This window comes from Ruegeria sp. HKCCD7303, assembly GCF_013111185.1.
Classification (GTDB): domain Bacteria; phylum Pseudomonadota; class Alphaproteobacteria; order Rhodobacterales; family Rhodobacteraceae; genus Ruegeria.
Genome location: NZ_WVRE01000006.1, coordinates 36,982 through 60,597 on the forward strand (window position 1 = coordinate 36,982; position 23,616 = coordinate 60,597).

The following is a 23,616-nucleotide window of genomic DNA, read 5'->3' on the forward strand; positions in this document are numbered from 1 at the left end:
CAAAACGGCGTCAGATCTCTTCGACGGTCATAACGCCTTCCAGGGATTTGATCGCGCCCTTGATCTGTGGGTTGATCGGGAACGCGCGCCCCAGATCCATTTCAACTTCACCCGGCAGGCTTGGATCCATCAAAAGCAACTGGATTGGGCCCCGCGCAGCACCTTTGGTAGCGGCGGCTGCGTCTTCCAACACCTTGGCGACGGTTGGTACAGCCTGCGCTTCGTCGACAAAGATACGCAACCCGGTTGCCCCAGCCTCGGCCACAAGAGAATCCGCAGGTCCCACCGAACGCCCCAGCAGCTTAAGCTGATCAGCTTCCATCGTTGCCTCGGCGGTCAGCACCACTTGAGCGCCGGTTTCCAGAAACTCGCGACATTTCTCCAAGGTGTCTGAAAACAGCGTGACCTCATAAGCGCCAGTTGGGTCCGAGAGCTGCGCAAAAGCAAAGCGGTTGCCCTTGGCCGATTTCCGTTCCTGCCGTCCGGCGACAACACCGGCCATCTTGGCGATCAGTGGGCCAGAGCGGGCCTTTTCCATCACCTCATCCAACGTCAGGACCTGTTTTCGCTTCAGCGCGGGCATATAATCGTCCAACGGGTGTCCCGATAGGTAGAATCCAATCGCCTTAAATTCCTCGCTCAACCGTTCAGCAGGCAGCCAGTCCGGCGTCGGCGAAAGGCGAGGTTCAGGCAGGTCATCACCGGCTTCACCAAACAGAGACACCTGGTTCGAGTTCTTTTGTTCATGAATCGCCGCCGAATACTGCACCAGACGATCAAGGCTTTCGAACACACGGCGGCGGTTTTTGTCGAGCTCGTCAAACGCCCCGGCCCGCGCCAACATTTCCAACGGGCGTTTGCCGACTTTCTTCAGATCCACACGCCGCGCAAAGTCGAACAGGTTGACGAACGGTTTTTCGCTCTTTTCATCCTGCGCGCCTCCGGCGCGACGCCCCTCGACCACAAGGTTCATCGCCTCGACGCCCACGTTTTTCAGCGCGCCCAGCGCATAAACCAATTCACCGTTCACTACATCGAACGTCGCGATGGAACGATTCACACATGGCGGCACGTAGGGCAGTTCCAGCCCCTTGCGAACTTCTTCGAAGTAAACCGCCAGCTTGTCGGTCAGATGGATATCGCAGTTCATGACACCCGCCATGAACTCGACCGGGTGGTTCGCCTTCAGCCAGCCGGTCTGATAACTGACCACCGCATACGCGGCCGCGTGGGACTTGTTGAAGCCGTAGTTGGCGAATTTCTCCAGCAGGTCGAAAACCTCGCTGGCCTTCTTGGCATCCACGCCATTCTCGCCCGCGCCTTTTTCAAACTTGGGGCGCTCAGCGTCCATCGCCTCCTTGATCTTCTTACCCATCGCACGACGCAACAGATCAGCACCGCCTAGGCTGTATCCCGCCATGACCTGTGCGATCTGCATCACCTGTTCCTGATAAACGATGATGCCCTGCGTTTCCTCAAGGATATGGTCGATCAGTGGGTGAACCGAAGTGATTTTGCGAAGACCGTTCTTAACTTCGCAATAGGTCGGGATGTTTTCCATCGGACCCGGACGGTACAGCGCCACAAGGGCCACGATATCCTCGATACAGGTGGGCTTCATACGCTTGAGCGCGTCCATCATGCCCGAGGATTCCACCTGGAACACTGCCACCGTCTTGGCTGCCGAGTAGAGCTTATACGTCGCCTCATCGTCCAGCGGGATAGCGTTGATCTGGTTCTCAGCCCCTTCAGCGGGTTCGTAAAGCTCGGTGCCATCAGCAGCAATGTGCAGTGGGCGACCGGACTTGAAGATCAGGTCCATGGCGTTCTGGATCACGGTCAGCGTTTTCAGACCCAGAAAGTCGAATTTGACCAGCCCGGCCTGTTCCACCCATTTCATGTTGAACTGGGTCGCCGGCATGTCCGAGCGCGGGTCCTGATACAAAGGCACCAGCGCGTCCAAAGGCCGATCCCCGATTACAACGCCCGCTGCGTGGGTCGACGCGTTGCGTAGCAATCCTTCGACCTGTTGGCCGTAGGTCAGAAGGCGATCTACCACCTCTTCGTTCCGCGCCTCTTCCCGCAGGCGTGGCTCGTCTTTCAGCGCTTTTTCAATGGAAACAGGTTTGACGCCCTCAACTGGGATCATCTTGGACAAACGGTCCACCTGCCCGTAAGGCATCTGCAAAACCCGCCCGATATCGCGCACGGCGGCCTTCGACAATAGCGCACCAAAGGTGATGATCTGCCCCACCTTGTCGCGCCCGTATTTCTGCTGCACGTAACGGATCACCTCTTCTCGGCGGTCCATGCAGAAGTCGATATCGAAATCCGGCATCGACACCCGCTCGGGGTTCAGGAAGCGTTCGAACAGCAGCGAATAGCGCAACGGGTCAAGGTCGGTGATTGTGAGCGCATAGGCCACCAATGAGCCCGCACCCGAGCCCCGCCCCGGACCAACCGGAATGTCGTGATCCTTTGCCCATTGAATAAAGTCCGCAACGATCAGGAAGTAGCCGGGAAAGCCCATTCCTTCGATAATGCCAAGTTCGAATTCCAAACGTTCCTGATATTCCTCTGGCGTCACAGCGTGCGGGATCACAGCCAGACGTTTCTGCAACCCCTCGTTGGCGATACGGCGCAGTTCGGCCACCTCGTCATCTGCAAATTTTGGCAGGATCGGATCCCGGCGATAGGCCATAAAGGCGCAGCGTTTGGCGATCTCAACCGTGTTCTCGATCGCTTCCGGCAAGTCTGCGAACAGAGTCACCATCTCTTGCTGCGACTTGAAATAGTGCTGCGCGGTCAGTCGGCGGCGGCCTTCTTGCTGATCAACATAAGCCCCTTCGGCGATACAGATCAGCGCATCATGCGCTTCATACATATCCGAGGTTGGGAAATAGACGTCATTGGTAGCAACCAACGGCAGGTTTTTGGTATAAGCCATCTCAACATGGCCACGCTCGGTCAGCCGTTCTGCTTCCGGCTGGCCATCTTCACCCGGATGACGCTGAAGTTCGATATAAAGGCGATCCGGGAACATGCCCGCCAACCGATCCACCAGCGCCTCAGCCGCCGGACGTTGACCCTGTTGCAGCAGCATCCCAACCGGTCCGTCTGGACCGCCGGTCAAGCAAATCAAACCGTCCGACCGATCCGCAAGCTCGTCCAAAGTGACCTGCGGCAGCTGTCCACCTTTGTCCACGTAAAGGCAGGAACTCAGCTTCATCAGGTTTTCATACCCAGCCTCGGACTGCGCCAGCAAAACCAAAGGCGCGGGTACTTTGGGCTTTTCGCCGGGCTGAGCCTGCACGTAAGTCAAGTCAACCTGACAACCCATGATCGGCTGAACACCCGCTCCGCTTGCCGTAACCGAGAACTCCAAGGCCGAGAACATCGAATTGGTGTCTGTCACAGCGACGGCGGGCATCTCCATCTTCTCGCAAAGGGCAGGTAGCTTTTTCAGCCGCACGGCGCCCTCCAAAAGGGAGTATTCGGTGTGAACGCGGAGGTGAATGAATCGAGGATTGCTGCTCATGCCGCCTACGCTATCTCAGCCAGGCGCGCTGCAAAAGCGGGAACCGTGGCTTTGGAATGCATAAAAAAACGGCGCTGATTATTCGGCTTTTTCAGAAGGTGCTTCGGGATTGAGTGCCCGTCGCATTCAAAAAACACTTTATTTACAAGCGCCTGCCTTTTACACAAAAGCAGGAAAAGCATGCTGCGCGTTCCAAATGGTACATCATATAGGCAGTTTTTCTTGCCAGATAAGCCGCGCTGTTTCTAACATCTTACGGCAAGCACTTCGCCCGCCGCTCTTTCTACGTCGCATCGAAGGAGGGTCCAATGGGCGCAACAGGGTAACGCGACGGGTTTCTCGAATGAATATCACGTTTCTTCTGAACGGAGAGACAGTGGAGCTGGCGGATATCGATCCAACGGCGACCCTGCTGGATTGGCTACGCGAGGATCGCGGCCTGACCGGCACCAAGGAAGGCTGCAACGAAGGCGATTGCGGGGCCTGCACCGTCATGGTCACGGATGTAGACGGCCATAAGGCCCTGAATTCCTGCATTCTGTTTCTTCCGCAATTGCACGGCAAAGCCGTCCGCACCGTCGAAGGTGCCAGGGGCCCGAATGGCGAAGCCCACCCGGTACAACAGGCGATGGTGGACCTGCACGGATCTCAATGCGGGTTCTGCACCCCCGGCTTTGTAATGTCGATGGTCGCCAGTCATGCAAATGGCGCAACAGATCACGACACCCAGCTTGCAGGGAACCTGTGCCGCTGCACCGGTTACGCCCCAATCATCCGCGCTGCCAAAACCGCCGAGGCTGAACCAACCCCAAAATGGATCACTGACGACCGGTCCTTCTCTTGTTCACAAATACCTCGGGGGGAGGCCGCAGGCCAGCGGGCAGAGCCCCCCTTCCTCCCCAACAGCGCTGACGAACTGGCGTCTCTGTTTGCCGAGCACCCTAGCGCCACCCTGGTTGCCGGCGCAACCGATGTAGGTCTTTGGGTCACCAAGCAGCTGCGTGATCTGGACCCGGTCATATTCCTCAACCGTTGTGATGACTTGAAAGAAATCACGATCACCGATACCGAAGCCCGCTTCGGTGCAATGGTCGACATGAACCGCATGGGAGAGGCCCTGGCCGACCTTCACCCATCCTATGCCGAGATGATCCGCCGCTATGCCAGCGTTCAGGTGCGCCATGCAGCGACCGTCGGCGGAAACATCGCCAATGGTTCGCCCATCGGCGACAATCCACCTGCCCTGATCGCTTTGGATGCGACATTGCATCTGCGCAAAGGGGATGCACGCCGCTCGATCCCCTTGGAAGAGTTCTTCATTGACTATGGCAAGCAGGATCGTGCGCCGGGAGAATTTGTCGAAGCCGTTAGCTTCCTGCGTCAGCCTGACAGGCTGAAGGCATACAAGCTCAGCAAACGGTTCGATCAGGATATCTCGGCCGTTTGCGGATGTTTTAATGTCACCGTTTCAGACGGCACCGTCACACAGGCGCGTATCGCGTTTGGCGGCATGGCCGGTATTCCGAAACGGGCAACCCATGTCGAGGCCGCACTGATCGGCAAACCCTGGACACGCGAGACCGTTGCGGCCGCGCTGCCATATTTTGCCGAGGACTATTCACCACTCACGGACATGCGCGCCTCGGCCATCTATCGTCTGGAAACGGCCAAAGCGATGCTGGAACGCTATTTCCTCGAAGACCAGGGCGAGATCACCAACGTGCTGGAGGTGTCGGCATGAGCGTGACCAAACCCCTCCCCCACGACGCGGCGCCGCTGCATGTGTCCGGCTCGGCGCGATATGTGGATGACATCCCGACACCCAAAGGCACGCTGCATCTGGCATTTGGTATCAGCCCGATTGCCAAGGGTAATATCACCGCAATGGATCTGTCGGGAGTAAAGGCCGCCGAAGGTGTTGTGATGGTGATGACGGCCGAGGACCTGCCTTTCGCCAACGACGTCTCGCCCTCGATCCATGATGAACCACTGCTGTCGGACGGCACGGTTCACTATATCGGCCAGCCCGTATTTCTGGTCGTCGCCACCAGCCATCTGGCCGCGCGCAAGGCCGCGCGCCTGGGCAAGATCGACTATGCCGAGGACACGCCGATCCTGACGGTTGAAGAGGCGCTGGCCGCGGATAGCCGGTTCGAGGATGGCCCACGTGTTTACGCCAAAGGCGATGCGGATGCCGCCATCGCAGGTGCAGCACATGTGATCGAAGGCACGTTCGAACTTGGCGGGCAGGAGCACTTCTACCTCGAAGGCCAGGCTGCACTGGCCGTGCCAAATGAAGGCGCGGATATGTTGGTGCACAGTTCCACACAACACCCGACCGAAATTCAGCACAAAGTAGCGGACGCTTTGGGTGTCCCCATGCACGCTGTCCGGGTTGAAACCCGCCGGATGGGCGGCGGCTTTGGCGGCAAGGAAAGCCAAGGCAACGCGCTGGCTGTCGCTTGCGCCATAGCCGCGCGCGCCACAGGCAAAGCCTGCAAGATGCGCTATGACCGCGACGATGACATGATTATCACCGGCAAGCGCCACGCGTTCCGCATTTCCTATAAGGCCGGGTTCGATGAGCATGGGCATATTCAGGGCGTATCGTTCCTTCATTACGCCATCTGCGGTTGGGCGCAGGACCTGTCTCTGCCTGTCGCCGACCGCGCTATGCTGCATTCGGACAATGCTTATCTGCTGCCCAATGCGCGGATCGAAAGCCACCGACTGAAAACCAACACCCAATCCGCCACCGCCTATCGCGGTTTTGGCGGCCCGCAGGGGATGGTCGGGATCGAGCGCGTGATGGATCACGCCGCGCATGAACTGGGGCTGGACCCGGTCGAACTGCGCCGCCGGAACTACTATGAACCCGCGCACACGGTTGCTGAGGTCGCACCAACAGAGAAGCCTCTGGGCCATCCCGACCCGCATGAGGACCTGACCAGCCGCGGCGCGGTTGAAACCGGGAACGCGCCGGTGCGCCCCCTTCCTGCTGGTGGCAACACGACGCCCTACGGCATGGAGGTCAGCGATTTCGAACTGCACGAAATGACCGATGCACTGCTGAAATCCAGCGACTACTCCGCGCGCAAGGCGGCTATTGGTGAGTGGAACGCCAAAAACAGCGTTATCAAAAAAGGCATCGCCTTCTCTCCGGTCAAGTTCGGGATTTCCTTCACTCTGACTCACCTCAATCAGGCGGGTGCGCTGGTGCATGTATATCAGGACGGCTCGGTCCACCTAAACCATGGCGGCACCGAAATGGGTCAGGGACTGTTCCAGAAAGTGGCGCAAGTCGCAGCCTCGCACTTTGGCATCCCATTGGAGATGGTGAAAATCACCGCCACGGATACAGCCAAGGTGCCCAATACCTCGGCCACGGCGGCGTCCTCGGGCAGTGATCTGAACGGCATGGCAGTGAAAGCCGCTTGTGATACGATCCGCGACCGGATGGCAGACTATCTGGCGGAACGGCATCAGGCTGATCCGTCGACGGTCAGTTTCTCCGATGGTCACGTAATGGTTGGGGAAGAAAAGTACACTTTTGCCGAAGCCGCAGCGCTGGCCTATCAGGGCCGGATAAGCTTGTCGGCAACCGGTTTTTACAAAACGCCCAAGATCGAATGGGACCGAATCGCAGGGCGCGGACGCCCGTTTTTCTACTTCGCCTATGGCGCGTCGGTCACCGAGGTAGCCGTCGATACTCTGACCGGTGAAAACCGCATTCTACGCACGGATATCCTGCATGACGCGGGCGCATCGCTGAACCCGGCGCTGGATATCGGGCAGGTCGAAGGCGGTTACGTGCAAGGCGCTGGTTGGCTGACGACCGAGGAACTGGTCTGGGATGACAAGGGCAACCTGCGCACACATGCGCCCTCGACCTACAAGATTCCTGCCTGCTCTGACCGGCCTGACATTTTCAATGTCGCGCTTTGGGATGGCGAGAACCGCGAAGACACGATCTATCGCTCGAAAGCGGTTGGCGAACCGCCCTTCATGTTGGGCATCTCAGCATGGTTGGCCCTGTCCAACGCGGTTGCGGCATGTGGCGATACCTACCCCGCGCTCGACGCACCTGCCACGGCTGAAGAAGTCTGGCGCGGTGTCCAAAGGATTAAGGGAGGCATCTGATGGGATTTGACCTGGAGGCTTTGAGGCAGGCGGTCGAAACCCATGGACGAGTGGTCCGGGTGGTTATTGCCGGCATCAAAGGATCGTCCCCGCGCGAGGTTGGCGCAGCCATGCTTGTCTGGAAGGACGGACAGTCCGGCACCATCGGCGGAGGGACGCTGGAATATCAGGCGGCCGAAGCGGCGCGGGCGCAAACCCGGTCTTCGCGTCTAACCCATCACGCGCTTGGGCCTGGGATGGGACAATGTTGCGGTGGCGCGGTTTCGCTGCTCAGCGAGGTCTATGACCGCGCGGCGCTGGAAACGCTGGATGAAACACTCATCGCACGTGCCACATCTGGCGAAGAGATGCCGCTGTCGGTCAAACGAGTGCTGGCAACCGCGCGTGGTCAGGGGATCACACCTGAACCCCAGATGGTTGACGGCTGGATGATTGAGCCAGTGCACAAACCAAACCGGAACCTTTGGATTTGGGGTGCCGGTCATGTCGGACGGGCTTTGGTGGATGTTCTCTCACCGCTGCCCGACCTTGCGATCACCTGGATCGACACCGGCTTGGATCGGTTTCCCGACACGATTGCCGCCGGAGTTACCTCGGTTCCAGCTACCAAACCGGCCGAACTGGTTCGACACGCACCGACCGATGCCGAGCATCTTGTGCTGACCTATTCACACAATTTGGACCTGGAGCTGTGCAACAGGCTGCTTTTACATGATTTCCGCTTTGCGGGACTGATCGGCTCGGCTACGAAATGGGCGCGATTCCGGTCGCGGCTGGCGGCCCTTGGGCACTCGCCCGAGCGGATCAGCCGGATCACCTGTCCAATTGGTGATCCGAACCTGGGCAAACACCCGCAGATGATCGCCGTCGGCGTCGCCGCGCAGCTGTTGCGCCCGGCCCGGCAGAACGAGTTGAAGAAGGACCTGAGCGCGTGACCACTCCACTTCTGAGCCTGCAAGGGCTAACCAAAGCCTATCCCGGCGTCGTGGCCAATGATCAGGTGTCTTTTGACATCGGCGAGGGCGAGGTACACGCCCTGCTGGGGGAAAACGGCGCGGGCAAATCCACGCTGGTCAAGATGATCTACGGGCTGGTGAAGCCCGACAGCGGCACGATGCTGCTGCGAGGTCAGCCTTTTGCGCCGCCCGAGCCGCGCGCCGCGCGGGCGGACGGGATTGCGATGGTGTTCCAGCATTTCTCGTTGTTCGACGCTTTGAACGTGGCCGAAAACATCGCTTTGGGGATGGAGAACCCGCCGCCGATGGGCGATCTGGCCTCGCGTATCCGCGAAGTGTCCGAAACATATGGCCTGCCGCTGGATCCATATCGCACGGTTGGCGATCTGTCGGCGGGTGAGCGGCAGCGGGTCGAGATCATCCGTTGCCTGTTGCAGGACCCCAAACTGCTGATCATGGACGAACCGACGAGCGTACTGACCCCGCAAGAGGTGGAAATCCTGTTCGAGACGCTGAACAAATTGCGGTCTGAGGGCACTTCGATCCTGTATATCTCGCACAAGCTTGAAGAAATCCGCACTCTGTGTGATCACGCGACGATCCTGCGGCTGGGCAAGAATGTGGGCGAATGCGTACCCGCCGAAACTTCCGCGCGGGACATGGCCGAGATGATGGTGGGCTCGACACTTCAAACGCCTGAACGTTCGGGGCGTGAATTTGGTGAGGTTGCGCTGGATGTTAGTGGGCTGTCCGTCCCGTCGCCCTCGGAATTCGGTACGGCGCTGAAGAACATCCACATGACTGTCCGCAAGGGTGAGGTTTTGGGCATCGGTGGCGTTGCCGGGAATGGGCAGGATGAATTGCTGGGCGCGCTGTCCGGTGAGATCCTGACCGCTGCGGATGCGATCAAGTTCAACGGCCAGCGGATCGGCAAACTCGGCCCCACCGCGCGGCGCAAGCTGGGTGTGCTGACGGCCCCCGAAGAGCGGCTGGGTCATGCGGCAGCCCCGGATATGAGCCTGACGGAAAACGCCTTGCTGACCGGATCGGTGCGGGAAGGGCTGGAAAGCAACGGTTTCCTCAAATGGGCCGAAACCAAGAGCTTTGCCGAAAAGATCATCAGCGCTTTTGACGTCCGCACGCCGGGTCCTGAGAATGCCGCCCGGTCATTGTCTGGCGGGAACCTGCAGAAATTCGTGATTGGTCGTGAAGTACTGCAAAACCCCGACATTCTGGTAGTGAACCAGCCCACCTGGGGCGTGGATGCCGCTGCGGCGGCGGCGATCCGCCAGGCCATCTTGGATCTGGCCGCTAAAGGGACTGCCGTGGTCTGCATCAGCCAGGATCTGGATGAGCTGATGGAAATCTCGGACAGCTTTGCGGCATTGAATGAAGGACGGCTGAGCGCACCGCGCCCAACAACGGGTCTGACGGTGGACGAGATCGGGCTGATGATGGGTGGAGCCCACGGCATGGAGGTGGCGCATGTGTGACGCGTTGAACCGCCTCCGGCGGCCGTATTTGCAACAAGAAGAAGAGTTGGGGGTGTGAGCAGATGATTGTGTTGGAGAAACGGCCACAGCCGTCCAAGGCGTGGTCTTATGCCACCCCTTTGGTTGCGGTGTTGGCGACGATGGTGTTTGGCGGCATCTTGTTCGCCATTCTGGGCAAGAACCCAATTGAAGCCATTGGCACCATTTTCTGGGAACCACTGTTTGGCGAGTTCGCCTTCTACTACCGTCCCCAATTGTTGGTGAAAGGCGCGCCGTTGGTTTTGATCGCCATTGGTCTTTCGCTGGGCTTTCGGGCTGGCATCTGGAACATTGGGGCCGAAGGTCAGTACATCATGGGTGCCATTTTCGGCGCTGGTGCTGGGCTGGCCTTTTTTCCTATGGATGCGTTTTTCATCTTCCCGATCATGGTAATCGCAGGCGCGTTCGGCGGCTGGCTTTGGGCGATGATCCCGGCCTTTTTGAAAGTGCGCTTTGGCACCAATGAAATCCTGGTGTCGCTTATGCTGGTCTATGTGGCCGAGCAGATGCTTGCCTCGGTCTCACTGGGTCTGCTGAAGAACCCAGAGGGCTTTGGCTTTCCCGGTTCGCGCAACCTGCAGCAATATGACAGTGCGCACAACGCCGAGTTGATCGCCGGGTCAGGTATGCATTGGGGCGTCGTCACTGCACTGATTGCCGTGATCTTTGCTTATATCCTGCTGAACCGGCACATGCTGGGTTTTCACATCCGTTTGACTGGTGAGGCACCTCGTGCGGCGAAATTCGCGGGTGTGAATCCGGCGCGGCTGATTCTGTTCTGTCTGGGCCTCTCCGGGGCACTGGCCGGGCTGGCAGGGATGTTCGAGGTCTCAGGGCCTTCGGGCGTGGTCAGCATCGATTTCAACGTTGGCTATGGCTTCACCGCGATTATCGTTGCTTTTCTGGGCCGCCTGCATCCGGTGGGTATCCTGCTGGCCGGTGGCCTGATGGCGCTGACTTATATCGGCGGGGAAATCGCGCAATCGCAGCTGGGCCTGCCAGCCGCTGCCATTCAGGTGTTCCAGGGGATGCTGCTGTTCTTCCTTCTGGCTTTCGATCTTCTGACCAACTACCGCATCCGTGCGGCGCGTAGCGAGGTAGCATAATGGACCTTGGTGAAATCAACCCCGTCCTTCTGGTCGCTTCGCTGATGGTGGCCGCAACTCCCCTGCTGCTGGCCGCGATCGGAGAACTGGTCGTTGAGAAAGCAGGTGTTCTGAACCTTGGCGTCGAGGGCATGATGATCGTAGGCGCGATCAGTGGCTTTGCGATCTCGGTCGAGACCGGGTCGCCCTGGCTGGGCTTTGTCGCGGCGGCCATTGGCGGCGCGGTTCTGTCTTTGCTGTTTGTTTTGTTGACACAGGTGGCCTTGGCCAATCAGGTGGCAAGTGGCCTTGCACTGACCCTGTTCGGGCTGGGATTCAGCGCACTGATGGGGCAGAGCTATGTAGGCGTCAAACCCCCGAGTATGGGCGACATTCATATCCCGGTGATCAGCGATATCCCGGTCATCGGCCCAATCCTGTTCCAGCATGACCCGATCCTTTATGTCGGTATCGCTTTGACCGCAGCGGTCTGGGCGACGCTGAAATACACCCGCGTCGGTCTGATTCTGCGCGCGGTCGGCGAAAATCACGATGCCGCACACGCACTTGGCTATAAGGTCATCAAGATCCGCATCATGGCGATCCTTTTCGGCGGGGCCTGTGCGGGTCTGGGTGGCGCCTATATCAGCTTGATCCGCGTGCCTCAGTGGACCGAAGGAATGACCGCGGGTGTGGGCTGGATCGCTCTGGCGCTTGTGGTGTTTGCCAGCTGGAAACCATGGCGCGCCTTGCTGGGGGCTTACTTGTTTGGCGGCATCACTGTGTTGCAGCTTAATTTGCAGGCAGCGGGCGTTGCCATTCCTGTCGAGTATCTGGCAATGTCGCCTTATATCATCACGATCCTTGTGCTTGTGATCCTTTCGGCCGACAAGAGCAGCGCACCTGCCTCACTGGGCCGGACCTTCCATGCCTCGCACTAGGGGCCAACTGAACCAACTTGGGGAGTAACACATGAAATTCACTACACTTCTGGCAAGTGCCGCCATGGCACTGGGCCTAGCCACAGGCGCTATGGCCGAAGACAAAACCAAGGTCGGCTTCGTCTATGTCGGTCCGGTGGGCGACGGCGGCTGGACCTATGAGCACAACAAGGGCCGTCTGGCCGTCGAGGATCACTTTGGCGACAAGGTTGAAACCGTCTTTGTTGAATCGGTTCCCGAAGGTCCCGATGCTGAGCGTGTAATGACCCAGATGGCGCTGGAAGGCGCTGATCTGATCTTTACCACGTCGTTCGGCTATATGGATCCGACCATCAACGTGGCTAAGAAGTTCCCGAACGTAAAATTCGAGCACGCGACCGGCTATAAAACAGCCGACAACGTCTCGGTCTATTCAGCACGTTTCTACGAGGGCCGCGCTGTTCAGGGCCACATCGCGGGCAATATGACCAAGTCGAACATCATCGGCTATATCGGTTCGTATCCGATCCCCGAAGTGATCCGCGGCATCAACTCGGCCTATATCCACGCCAAGAAGGTGAACCCGGATGTCGAGTTCAAGATCGTTTGGGCCTACACTTGGTTTGATCCTGCGAAAGAAGCTGACGCCGCCACTGTTCTGATCGAACAGGGTGCAGACGTGATCCTGCAACACACCGACTCGACCGCGCCGCAGGCGGCTGCACAAGAGGCTGGCAATGTTGTCACCTTTGGTCAGGCGTCGGACATGAGCGAATACGCCCCGTTCCCGCGCGTCTCGTCGATCATCGATGATTGGGCCCCCTACTACATTGCCCGGACCCAAGCCGTCATGGATGGCACATGGGAAAGCGCCAACACTTGGGATGGCATCCGCGAAGGCATGGTTGCAATCGGCGAGATTTCAGACGCCGTACCGGCTGATGTGAAGGAAGAAGCCCTGGCACTGAAAGCCGCCATGGCGGCGGGCGAGTACCACCCCTTTACCGGTCCGCTGAAAAGGCAGGACGGCAGCGACTGGCTGGCTGAAGGTGAAGTGGCCGATGATGGCACGCTGGCCGGCATGAACTTCTATGTCGAAGGGCTGGAAGGCGAAATTCCGCAGTAAGCTGCGGGCATAACTAAAAGAAAAGGCCCGACGAACGCGGGCCTTTTTTCATCGCAGTGTCTAGAAAACGCAGGTCAGGTGTACCGTTCTGAATTCTGATGAAGGGCATCGGCCCAGATCTCCAGAATGGGATACGCAATCGCCGCGGGTATCACCCAACAGCCAGCCGAAGGAAACGGCTTTTCAATATCGCTGGCTTTTAGCGCACGTGCCGCCTCTTCCACCTCAATCAACGTTGTTGGAACGACAAGGCCTGCCGCATGCAGAGCGGTCTTGTTGCACTACAGTTTTAACATTAGCCAGCTGAAAGAGTTATGCTGTAACTTATCGGCCCTGTTTTGCGGTTGTTTCTTCATATGAACCCTTAGAACCAATGGCTAAGCTCTGGCATGCGGATTCTCCGCCAATCGGGTAGGCCACCGCAAATGTGAAGGCGTTGATGGCAAATTGAGCCGACGCAAACGAACAGACAATGGGATATGATTGTCTGCACTGGTTCAGATCAAGGTGTTCAAGTTCCATCAAAAGATTTACTCATTTCGGGTCCGCTCTGCGCTGCTTTGCAACCGGTTGCGGGAGTTGACCGAAACTGCATAATGATCTGGCAATGAAAACCACCTCAAAATCCCTTTCCTTTTGCCGTTGGAGACGCCACCCGTGAGCGTGACCTTAAAAGACGTCGCTGCCCTTGCAGGCGTATCGCGATCTGCTGTCTCGCGCACGTTCACCGAAGGCGCTTCGGTCTCGGCAAAAACACGCAGCAAGGTCGAAAAAGCAGCCCGCGAACTTGGCTACAGCCCGAATGCACTTGCCTCGTCGCTGACCACCGGGCGCACTAAACTGATCGGGTTGATTTCGAACAACTTTCACAACCCCATTTTTCTTGAAGTCTTCGATCAGTTCACGCGTGCCTTGCAGGAACGCGGCCTGCGTCCGTTGATCGTGAACCTGACGGACGAGACCGAGCCCGCCAATTCGGTCCGAATGCTGCGGCAATATTCGGTGGATGCGGCCATCGTGGCGTCGTCGACGCTGCCACCTAGCTTTGCCAAGGCGTTTCATGATGCCGGCGTGCCGGTGGTGCATACATTTGGACGCTCGGCCACTTCGCCCGAAGTGCATGTCGTGGGCATCGACAACGTGGAATGCGGACGTATGGCCGCCCGCGAATTTGTGGCGCGTGGGTACACGCGTGTCGGTTATCTGGGCGGACCTGAGGATGCAACATCGGCCCTGGATCGGCATCGCGGTTTCATGGAGGAACTGGCAGACCACCCGGAGATTGAAGTAAGCTATTGCTTCGCAGGGGCTTACTCTTTCGAGGCAGGGCGGACCGAGATGCTGGGGCTGTTGGCCAATAATCCGGCCCAAGCTTATTTCTGTGGCGACGACATCCTGTCGATTGGCGCACTGTCAGCGTTGAAAGATCACAGTTTGCGGCCGGGCAAAGATGTCGGAATCATCGGCCTGAACGACATGGAAATGTCGCGCTGGGAAAGCATCGATCTGACGACGATTCACCAGCCGATCAAGCAGATCATTACCTCATCCGTCGATCTGGTTGTCGAGATGTTGAAAGAGCCCCAGCGCTATCCCGAGGCCCGTATTTTCCCTTGCCGGGTGATTGAGCGGGGCACGTTGCGGCCCCGCCCCTGATCAGCGAAACATTGGTGGACGGGCATCCTGCCACGCACCATCCGCTTTGCCCGAAGCAACAGCCGCATGGACAGCTGCGATGGACCTGACACCATCTGCGGCTCCGGGCAAGCCATCCCGGCTTTCACCGCGAATTGCATCGGCCAGATCGCAATAGATGTTGGCTACGGCCAAAGGGAACCCTTCTGGGTGCGCGATTGCGACCCGAGACAATCGCTGAACCTCGTCGTGAAGACCGCCCTCGCCCTTTTCGATGATCTGGGTACGCCCACCCACCGGGGTATAGATCAACTGATTAGGTTGCTCGGATGCCCAGCGCAGCCCGCCGGTTTCCCCAAAAACCTGAATATCAAAGCCATGTTGCCGCCCGATTGCCACCGATGACGTCCAGAGACGCCCGACTGTGCCGCCTTCCATCCGGAAGTTGATCATTGCATCGTCTTCCAGTTCACGACTGGCGATGGTCGAGGCCAGATCGGCGGAAAGGGTCTTCACCTCGTCATCGCAGATAAAGCTGGCCATGTGCAGTGCATGGATACCGCAATCGGCAAACTGCCCCGAGACACCTGCCATCGCAGGATCATAGCGCCAGCGAACACGCGGGTTGTCTGCGTCGGTCGCATCGCCATGATGACCATGGCTGAAATTGGTAACGACCAGACGCACCTTACCGATGTCGCCTGCACGCACCATCGCGCGGGCCTGACGTACCATTGGGTACGCGGAATAGCAGTAGTTCACCGCGCAGATCTTGCCCGAAGCTTCAGCGACGCGGACGATCTCTTCGCCCTCTTCTACCGTCATGGTCATCGGCTTTTCGCACAACACGTTGAAGCCCGCCTCGAGATACGCCTTGGCGATCTCGAAATGGGTCGAGTTTGGCGTGGCGATGGTCACCAGATCAATTCGATCATCCCGGTCTTTCTCGCTCGCCAGCATCTCTTGCCAGTTGCCATAGGCGCGATCGGCAGCAACGCCCAGTCGTTGCGCATACTCGCGGCCCGCTTCGGGCCGGTGATCCAGCGCGCCAGCAGCAAATTCAAACAGTCCGTCAGCCTGAGCACCCAAGCGATGGGCAGGCCCAATCTGGCTGCCTTCACCGCCCCCGATCATGCCCCATCTCAACTTAGCCATGGTCATCGTCTCTCTTTAGAATTTCATAGATTGAGCGATCAGAAATCGCTGATGTCTTTCCATTGCCGCTGGTCTGACGACGCCAAGGCGGCGGCCAGAACGCGGTTTACCTCATGCCCATCACGGAAGGTTGGCCAAATCGCTTCTCCGGTATGGATAGCCTGAAGGAAGTCCTTAGCCTCGATGATGATCTGGTCCTGATAGCCGGTGCCATGACCAGGGCCCTGACAGAAAGGTTCGTAGTCCGGGTGCGCAGGACCTGTCAGGATCTTAGTGAACCCGCGCGCAGCTTCGGGCCCCTCTCGCTTATACAGCCAAAGCGCGTTCTGGTCTTCCTGATCGAACCGGATTGCGCCTTTTGTACCTGATATTTCATAAGCATAGCCCATTTTACGGCCCGTCGCGACGCGGCTGAAATACAGGTTGCCCATAACGCCGTTTTCGAACCGGCACATCATCTGGGCATGGTCGTCATTTGTGACCTCACCACCTGGCCGAGTTTTATGCACGGTTTCCACATCGGCCATCACCTGCGCAATCGGACCAACCAGGGCCATCGCTCCGTTCACCATATGCGGCGCAAGATCTCCTATTGTGCCATTGGCCATGCCCGTTGTCCGCCACGTGGCTGGTGCCTGAGGATCGGCGTAAAAGTCTTCGGTGTGCTCACCCCGGAACCACGTGATGTCGCCGATCTCTCCATCGACTATAAGCTGGCGGGCATACTGGCTGGCGGGTGTGCGAATATAGTTGAACCCTACCATGTTCACAGCGCCTGCAGCATCGGCCGCTGCTACCATGGCCTGACTGTCTTCAAGCGATGCACCCAAAGGCTTTTCACACAACACGGGCTTGCCCAGACTAAAGGCTGCTTCGGCGATCTGACGATGCGTGGATTGCGGTGAAGCGATCACAATGGCCTCGACCCTCGGGTCTTCCACCAAAACGCGCCAATCGTCGGTCGCGCGCGCAAAACAATAGGCCGTCCGGTAACGTTCGGCGCTTTCGGGGCTGGATGCACAAATGACCTCAAGCCGGGGCCTCAATGCGGTGTTAAAAACCGCGCCAACGGCCGACATGGCAACGGAATGAGCCTTGCCCATATAGCCGCCACCCACAATTCCAATTCCGATTTCAGGCATCTGCAACGGCTCCGAACATATTATTTGCAACCGGTTGCAAAATGAGTATCGTGTGAATCGATTCAACGCAAGGTCCAAACTTTGCCGACCCACTTTACCGGAGGACATGACTTGAGCGCTCTGATAGACGGTATCAAAGGAAACCGCTTTGCCGTTCTGGGACGCGCAGGAATGGACCTGTATGCAGATCCGATCGGCGTCAAAAGCGAGGATGCCGACACGTTCCATGCCGATCTGGGTGGTTCATCCGCGAACATTTGCGCCGGATTGGTTAAACTGGGCAGTCAGGCCTCTCTGATCACGTCAGTCTCAGACGATGCGGTCGGTCGCTTCTGCCTGAACCGTCTGCGCCACTATGGCGTAGACACCACCTATATCCGCGTTTTGGGCGGCGAATACCGCATGTCTTTGGCCGTCTACGAAAGCCGGATCGAGAACTTTCAGAATGTCATCTACCGCAATGGGGCTGTCGATTTTCAGGTCACTGAAGAGGACATGGACAAGGTTGATTATTCGTCCTTTTCGGCAGTCATATCGGCAGGCACAGTCTTTGCCTCCGAACCATCGCGCAGCGCCACATTCCGTGCGTTCGAAAACGCCCGAGCCGTTGACCTGCCAATCATCTTCGATATCGACTACCGCCCCTATAGCTGGCCTTCGCCCGAGGTGGCCGCCGAGGTCCTGTCACGGGCCGGTGAAGCCAGCGATCTGATCGTCGGCAATGACGAAGAGTTCGGGTTCATGGCTGGCGGTATCGACAAGGGCTTTGCCAAGGCCAAAGAGCTGGCGGAAAAACCCGGTCGGATCGTCATCTACAAAATGGGCGAAAAAGGTGCCGTCACGTTGGTGGACGGGCAAGAGATTGAAACCGGCATCTATCCGGTCACCGCTGTCAAACCCAATGGGGCAGGCGACAGTTTTATGGCGGGACTGCTGGCCTCTATTGCCGCGGGCCATGACCTGAAGGATGCTGTCATGCGCGGCTCAGCCTGCGCATCGATTGTGGTGTCTCAACCGGGCTGTGCGCCCGCCATGCCCACGACCGCTGAACTGGACGCGTTCCTTGCCTCACACCCCGGCCCGACCACATAGGAGACTCCCATGCACATCGCGCCCTTTGACAATCAGAACAAACCCATCGTTGACATCGATGACCCAGCGGTCCCGCTGAACTATTTCAACATCGTCAAACTGAAAAAGAGCGAGGCGTTCGAATATCAGGTTCCCGGCTACGAGACCTGCATCGTGCCAGCCACCGGCAGCGTCGATGTGGACGTCGAAGGCGTTGCCTTCCCGAAGCTGGGCAACCGGGGCGAAGATGTCTGGGATGGAGAACCCGAGGGCATTTATGTGCCCGTCGGTGCGAAAGTGCAGATGGCCTGCGTGTCGGATGAAACCGAAGTGTTCATTGCCGGCGCCAAATACGACAAGGTCCTGGACCCGTTCGATGTGCGTGATCATGACCTTGTACAATACGGCAGCGACGACACCAAAACACACCGTAAGATCAAGCACATACTAGGCCAAAAGCAACACGACAAAGTCGGTCGCCTGTTGGTGAGTGAGCTGTTTACCGTCGGTCAGGGCGGCTGGTCGGGGTTTCCCAGCCACAAGCACGACACCAACCGCCTGCCGGACGAAACGCGACACGACGAGACCTATAATTTCCGTTTCAAACCCAACTGGGGTTCGGGGCTACAGATGCTGCAACGCGAGGACAACGAGCCCGGCGACGCCTATCACATCGTCGATGGCTCCACGATCTGCATCGACAAGGGCTACCATCCCTGCTGCGTTCTGCCGGGGTATGAGATGTATTACTTCACCATCCTCGGCGGGCTGAGCCAACGCTCGCTGGTGCAGTATTTCCAACCCACACATGCCTATCAGATCGAAACGATTCCAGGCATCAAAGACATGATCGCGAAGTTCAAATGACCCTGGTCACACTGAAAGACGTCCTGCAACCTGCCTATGAACAGGGTTACGCCGTTGGCGGGCTGGTTACACTCGGTTGGGAGGACATGCGCGCTTACGTGGCCGCTGCCGAAGCCGAGAATGCGCCAGTGATCCTGCAAGCCGGACCCAGCTGTCGCGAATACACACCACTGCCCATTCTGGGCAAAATGTTCCGCTATCTGGCCGAAAACGCTTCGGTTCCAGTCGTTGCGCATCTGGACCATGGTTACACATATGAAGACTGCAAGATCGCGCTGGACAGTGGGTTTACGTCCCTGATGTTCGATGGGTCGCGCAAGCCGCTTCAACAGAACATCGACGAGACCGCCGCGATTGCCGAAATGGCCCACGCAGCGGGGATTTCCTGCGAGGGCGAAATCGGCTTTGTCGGATATTCTGGCGGCGAAGGATCGAACGGAACGGACCCCGAGGAAGCCGCTATATTTGCTCGTGAAAGCGGGGTGGACGCGATGGCGATTTCAGTCGGCAATGTTCACTTGCAGCAGAACAAAGAAGGGGGCTTGGATGAGGCGCGCATCGCCGAGATTGATGCCTTGACCGAGGTGCCTTTGGTCATTCACGGCGGGTCAGGCGTGCCGGTGGAACAGCGCATGAAACTGGCGCGAGAGACCTCGATTTGCAAGTTCAACATCGGAACGGAACTGCGCATGGCGTTTGGTCACGCCATGCGTGACGCCGTCAATCGTGATCCTGAAAGGTTTGATCGGGTCACCATACTGAAGGAAACCCACGACCCGGTCGAGGCCGCTGCCCGCACCGTGATCCGTGCCTTTGGCGCGCCACCTCAAAGATAAAGCGCCCAAACATGCTTAGATTGTAAAGGCAGCCCGGAAGGCCTCAAGCGCCGTTTCCGGGTCGCCCGCCGCAAAAGCCTCTAGGCCGACAGGTCCGCGATACCCCATGTCATCCAACGCCCGTGCAACGGCGGCATAATTGATCTCTCCAGTTCCGGGTTCACACCGGCCGGGATTGTCAGCAACCTGAACTTCACCGATCCATGGCAGGCATTTCTTGCACCAACGGACAAGATCCCCTTCACCGATCTGCGTATGGTATAGATCCAGATTGATGCGCAGGTGTGAATGATTGACCGAGGACACAAGCGCCAGAACATCCCCGGTCGACCCAAAAGGACAGCCGGGATGGTCCAGCGGGTTCAGATTTTCCAACGTAAAAACAACATCTTCCTGCTCTGCCAGATCACAGATGCGTTGCAATGTGTCCCGTGCCTTCAGCCACATGTCTCCGGTCACGACCTCGTACTGCCGGATTGGAATTCCACCATCTCCCAAGCCTGTACCGTGCAGGTTCAGACGATCCACGCCCAGGCGCTTACCGATCTGAGCTGTCTCGCGCGCGGATCGCAGCAACATGTCAGCGCCTTCTTGGTCCGCAAGGCGACCCTGAAGATACCCGTTCATGATCGTATAGTTCGCACCAACGCGTTCCAGCTTGCCCAGATCCCAATCTGGCCAGTTCCAAAGCCCCACACCAAACCCCATCTCGGTCAGGCGCGCGGCACGCCAGTCCATGGGTTTGTCCGGCCACAGCATCTCGGCACATGCCGCAAGCTGAAAGGGTTGAGACATGTGAACGCTCCAATTTCCCAAAAGGTTCAGATCGAACCGCCCTCGACCATGAAGTTCCCGGCGCTGCACATGGCTGCGTCGTCTGAAGCTAAAAACAGAACCATTCGGGCGACATAAACCGGTTCAATCGGGTCCGGCAGGCACTGCCGGTCCACCTGCTTGGCCAGCGCTTCGGGCGTGACCCACAGGTCTTTCTGACGGTCGGTCATGATCCAGCCGGGCACGACCGCATTCACGCGAATGCGGTGATCCCCCAACTCGCGCGCCATGGTCCGTGTCAGGCCGTGGACTGCGGATTTGGCGGTGGCATAAGCGGGAAAACCCGCTCCGGCCTCCCACCATGAATTCGACCCGATATTTATGATCGAACCCGCACCCTTCGCAATCATGCTGGGAGCCACCGACTGAATGGCAAAAAACATGTGGCGAATATTGGTCGCCATACGCTCATCCCAATACTCGGGCGTCACATCGCGCCAGTCGTGGCGGTCATCATGGGCGGCATTGTTGACCAACACATCCGCTTCGCCCAACTCTTCAACCAATTGCCCCATCGCGGCGTTCATCGCCTCAATGTCGCGCAAATCGCATTGGGCAAACGCGTGCTCGCCCTCTAGATCCGACAACAAGGCAAGTCCGGCATCCGCATTGAGGTCCAGAAACCCGACCTTTGCCCCTTGTTCGGCAAAGGCCCGAACAGTTTCCGCACCAATCCCCCCGGCCCCTCCTGTAATGAAAACCGTCTTTCCTGCAAGGCATGGGTAATTGGCGAAATCTTTGCTCATCCGTCACGCTCCATGATCCATTCGACCTCGGGGGCCGGTACAAATCGCCATTTCCGCAGAGGTCCCGCCATGACGTTCAGATAGTACATCTCAAACCCATAGGGTGCGCCGCAAGGGTGATGACCGCGCGGGACGGTCACAACATCGCCATCGGATACGGCCATCGTTTCATCCAGCTGACCGTCATCGGTATAAACGCGCTGTATCCCGAACCCGTTCGCAGGGTTGAGCCGATGGTAGTAGGTCTCTTCCAGATAGGTGATCCTGGGGAAATCATCCTCGTCATGGCGATGACTGGGGTACGAAGACCAGTGCCCGTTTGGTGTGAAGACCTCTGTCACCAGCAGGCTATCGGTATAGTCCTCGTTCTCCATCGCGATGTTGTTGATATATCGCGTGTTCACACCCTTGCCACGTTCGGTGAGCGTGATGCCATCAGGCCCGATCCGGCGCGCTTGATGACCGCCCTTGCCCGGCGCTGAGCAGACGGCCAAAACGCAATCGGTCTCGGCGACAGCTTCCCATTCGGTGCCGTTGGGCAGGTACAGACAATGCGGTGGCGTCTTTTCGAATACGTTCATCCGCTCGCCCAACACACCCCAATCCTGACCTGCCCCGGTGATTTTCGCCTTGCCTTCGACCATCACCAGAATGACTTCGCGGTCCCCCGTGACCTCGGCTGCCCGGTCCCCGGCCTTTAGGTGATACAACCCAAAACCCACGTACCGCCATCCGGCGCTGGCAGGCGTGATGTCATGCACCTTGCCACGGGTTCCGAAAGGTTTCTTGAGCAGGTCAGCCATTCTTTTTCTCCTTATTGGGGCGGGCTTTCAGGCCCGCCCGTTTAGGCCTTAGGCGGCATGTCGTGATTGCAAGGCGGACAGCGCGTCAGACAGCTGTGCCTTGGTCCAGCCATCCGATACAGCTTGGTGCAAAATATCAGCCTGACTGTCGGGCGCGTTGCCGCCAACCGGTGGGTCCGTGTCCAGGTTGGTCGGAAACGGATAGCCCTCAGCAGTTGCGGCAATCGCTGCATCCAACTCTGCCGTGCCCAGCTCTCCACGTTGCTTCAGAGCGGCAAGGGACGAGAACACTGCCAGCGACATGGCATGCCGATCAATCATCTCCATCGCGCGCCCGAAAGGGGATGATATCTGCAGAAGGTTCGCCATCCGCTGAATATCCGCGCTGCTGTTCTCACCCGCCGCATGAAACAACGCCGGGTTGAAGAAAACGGCGTCACCCTTTTCAAGCGGCAACTGAATGTAGTTTTCCTCGAAATATGCGCGGTGAGCTGCGTCGTGAAAAGCCAGGTATCCCGGTGGGTAAAGCTGAGAGAACGGCAACAGTTTGGTTGGTCCGCTTTCCACTGGCATGTCACAATGCGCAACTGCCCCCTGCAAGGTCAGCGACGCTGTCACCAGATGGGCATGCGCCGGATACCGCGCAGCGCTCTCGGCCGTTTGGAAGCCCAAATGGTAATCCCGATGCGCCTGCTGTGCTTTACCGCCCGGGCGCACCTGATTGACCTGCGCGGTCACTTGGTAATTTGGCCCCAGCCATGCTTCACAGGCCGCAGCAATGGCCACATTCCCGAAATAAAGTGCAAAGCCTTCGGGGTCGCGAAAGCACTGTTTTTGCAGCGCATTCCAAATTCGGTCATTTGCGCCCGAGGCCGCAAAATGGTCACCTTCCCCACCCGCGCACTGACGTTCTTCTTCAATAATCTGTTGGAAAACGTCAGTCGCCCGATCGATCACGGACGTGTCCGCAAAAGCGCCCTTAAGAACAACTACGCCCGCCGACTTGTCCAGCACGCGCGCCCATTCTGCCAGCAGAGATCTTCTTTCATCCGCCCTCTCCAACGCAGGACGCAGAGCGTGCATATCGTAGACTGGCACGTTCTTTTCCACCGACGCCGTGTGTGGGACCGCATCGGCTGTCAGGTTTTGTGAGGTCAACACCTTGAATTCATCCAGATCGCAGGATTCCCGGTCGAAATAGCCGACATACCCAAGTTCTTGATGGACCAT

The 23,616-nt window shown here is 58.2% G+C and carries 18 protein-coding genes; 11 read left to right on the forward strand and 7 right to left on the reverse strand.

Going from position 1 to position 23,616, the window contains the following annotated elements:
- Positions 1-10: 10 nt before the first annotated feature.
- On the reverse strand, positions 11-3,538 hold the full coding sequence (gene dnaE, locus GS630_RS15455) for a DNA polymerase III subunit alpha (RefSeq protein WP_171179366.1): 3,528 nt from the start codon (positions 3,536-3,538) through the stop codon (positions 11-13).
- A 343-nt stretch (positions 3,539-3,881) separates the two neighbouring features.
- Here dnaE and xdhA point away from each other — a divergent pair, with 343 nt between their 5' ends.
- The 8 genes from xdhA (at position 3,882) to GS630_RS15495 (ending at position 14,953) form a co-directional block, all read left to right on the forward strand.
- Positions 3,882-5,279, forward strand: a complete 1,398-nt coding sequence (xdhA, locus tag GS630_RS15460; RefSeq protein WP_171620918.1) for a xanthine dehydrogenase small subunit — start codon at positions 3,882-3,884, stop codon at positions 5,277-5,279.
- On the forward strand, positions 5,276-7,678 hold the full coding sequence (gene xdhB, locus GS630_RS15465; protein WP_171620919.1) for a xanthine dehydrogenase molybdopterin binding subunit: 2,403 nt from the start codon (positions 5,276-5,278) through the stop codon (positions 7,676-7,678). The genes xdhA and xdhB overlap by 4 nt, the downstream gene beginning before the upstream one ends.
- Complete coding sequence (gene xdhC / locus GS630_RS15470; RefSeq protein ID WP_171620920.1) at positions 7,678-8,613, forward strand: xanthine dehydrogenase accessory protein XdhC; 936 nt, start codon at positions 7,678-7,680, stop codon at positions 8,611-8,613. The genes xdhB and xdhC overlap by 1 nt, the downstream gene beginning before the upstream one ends.
- Complete coding sequence (locus GS630_RS15475; RefSeq protein ID WP_171620921.1) at positions 8,610-10,127, forward strand: ATP-binding cassette domain-containing protein; 1,518 nt, start codon at positions 8,610-8,612, stop codon at positions 10,125-10,127. The genes xdhC and GS630_RS15475 overlap by 4 nt, the downstream gene beginning before the upstream one ends.
- A gap of 62 nt (positions 10,128-10,189) precedes the next feature.
- Positions 10,190-11,272, forward strand: coding sequence for an ABC transporter permease (locus GS630_RS15480; protein ID WP_171179355.1), 1,083 nt, complete (start codon positions 10,190-10,192; stop codon positions 11,270-11,272).
- Entirely contained in the window at positions 11,272-12,192 is a 921-nt protein-coding gene (locus GS630_RS15485; protein WP_171093445.1) for an ABC transporter permease, read from the forward strand. The genes GS630_RS15480 and GS630_RS15485 overlap by 1 nt, the downstream gene beginning before the upstream one ends.
- A 31-nt stretch (positions 12,193-12,223) precedes the next feature.
- Complete coding sequence (locus GS630_RS15490; RefSeq protein WP_171179353.1) at positions 12,224-13,297, forward strand: BMP family ABC transporter substrate-binding protein; 1,074 nt, start codon at positions 12,224-12,226, stop codon at positions 13,295-13,297.
- A 657-nt stretch (positions 13,298-13,954) separates the two neighbouring features.
- Positions 13,955-14,953 carry a LacI family DNA-binding transcriptional regulator gene (locus tag GS630_RS15495; protein ID WP_171179351.1) on the forward strand — a complete coding sequence of 333 codons (999 nt, stop codon included), beginning with the start codon at positions 13,955-13,957 and terminating at the stop codon, positions 14,951-14,953.
- Here GS630_RS15495 and GS630_RS15500 read toward each other — a convergent pair whose 3' ends face one another.
- The gene (locus GS630_RS15500) at positions 14,954-16,087 is read right to left on the reverse strand and encodes a Gfo/Idh/MocA family protein (RefSeq protein WP_171620922.1); all 1,134 of its coding nucleotides are present in this window, start codon (positions 16,085-16,087) and stop codon (positions 14,954-14,956) included. It abuts the gene before it with no gap.
- Positions 16,088-16,125: 38 nt separating this feature from the next.
- Positions 16,126-17,229: a Gfo/Idh/MocA family protein gene (locus GS630_RS15505; protein ID WP_171179347.1), complete on the reverse strand. Its 1,104-nt coding sequence runs from the start codon at positions 17,227-17,229 to the stop codon at positions 16,126-16,128.
- A 111-nt stretch (positions 17,230-17,340) separates the two neighbouring features.
- Here GS630_RS15505 and iolC point away from each other — a divergent pair, with 111 nt between their 5' ends.
- Genes iolC through GS630_RS15520 form a run of 3 tightly spaced genes read left to right on the forward strand, consistent with a single transcriptional unit; the run spans position 17,341 to position 20,003 of the window.
- A complete protein-coding gene (iolC, locus tag GS630_RS15510; protein WP_171179345.1) occupies positions 17,341-18,321 on the forward strand; it encodes a 5-dehydro-2-deoxygluconokinase in 981 nt (326 codons plus the stop codon).
- Between the two features lie 9 nt (positions 18,322-18,330).
- Positions 18,331-19,167, forward strand: coding sequence for a 5-deoxy-glucuronate isomerase (locus GS630_RS15515; RefSeq protein ID WP_171620923.1), 837 nt, complete (start codon positions 18,331-18,333; stop codon positions 19,165-19,167).
- Positions 19,164-20,003 carry a class II fructose-bisphosphate aldolase gene (locus tag GS630_RS15520; RefSeq protein WP_171179340.1) on the forward strand — a complete coding sequence of 280 codons (840 nt, stop codon included), beginning with the start codon at positions 19,164-19,166 and terminating at the stop codon, positions 20,001-20,003. Before GS630_RS15515 ends, GS630_RS15520 begins: the two co-directional genes overlap by 4 nt.
- A 15-nt stretch (positions 20,004-20,018) precedes the next feature.
- Here GS630_RS15520 and GS630_RS15525 read toward each other — a convergent pair whose 3' ends face one another.
- Genes GS630_RS15525 through GS630_RS15540 form a run of 4 tightly spaced genes read right to left on the reverse strand, consistent with a single transcriptional unit; the run spans position 20,019 to position 23,616 of the window.
- Positions 20,019-20,798: a TIM barrel protein gene (locus GS630_RS15525; protein ID WP_171179338.1), complete on the reverse strand. Its 780-nt coding sequence runs from the start codon at positions 20,796-20,798 to the stop codon at positions 20,019-20,021.
- Positions 20,799-20,824: 26 nt separating this feature from the next.
- The gene (locus GS630_RS15530; RefSeq protein ID WP_171179336.1) at positions 20,825-21,583 is read right to left on the reverse strand and encodes an SDR family NAD(P)-dependent oxidoreductase; all 759 of its coding nucleotides are present in this window, start codon (positions 21,581-21,583) and stop codon (positions 20,825-20,827) included.
- The gene (iolB, locus tag GS630_RS15535) at positions 21,580-22,386 is read right to left on the reverse strand and encodes a 5-deoxy-glucuronate isomerase (RefSeq protein ID WP_171179334.1); all 807 of its coding nucleotides are present in this window, start codon (positions 22,384-22,386) and stop codon (positions 21,580-21,582) included. Before iolB ends, GS630_RS15530 begins: the two co-directional genes overlap by 4 nt.
- Positions 22,387-22,434: 48 nt before the next feature.
- Positions 22,435-23,616, reverse strand: a complete 1,182-nt coding sequence (locus GS630_RS15540) for a phytanoyl-CoA dioxygenase family protein (RefSeq protein ID WP_171620924.1) — start codon at positions 23,614-23,616, stop codon at positions 22,435-22,437.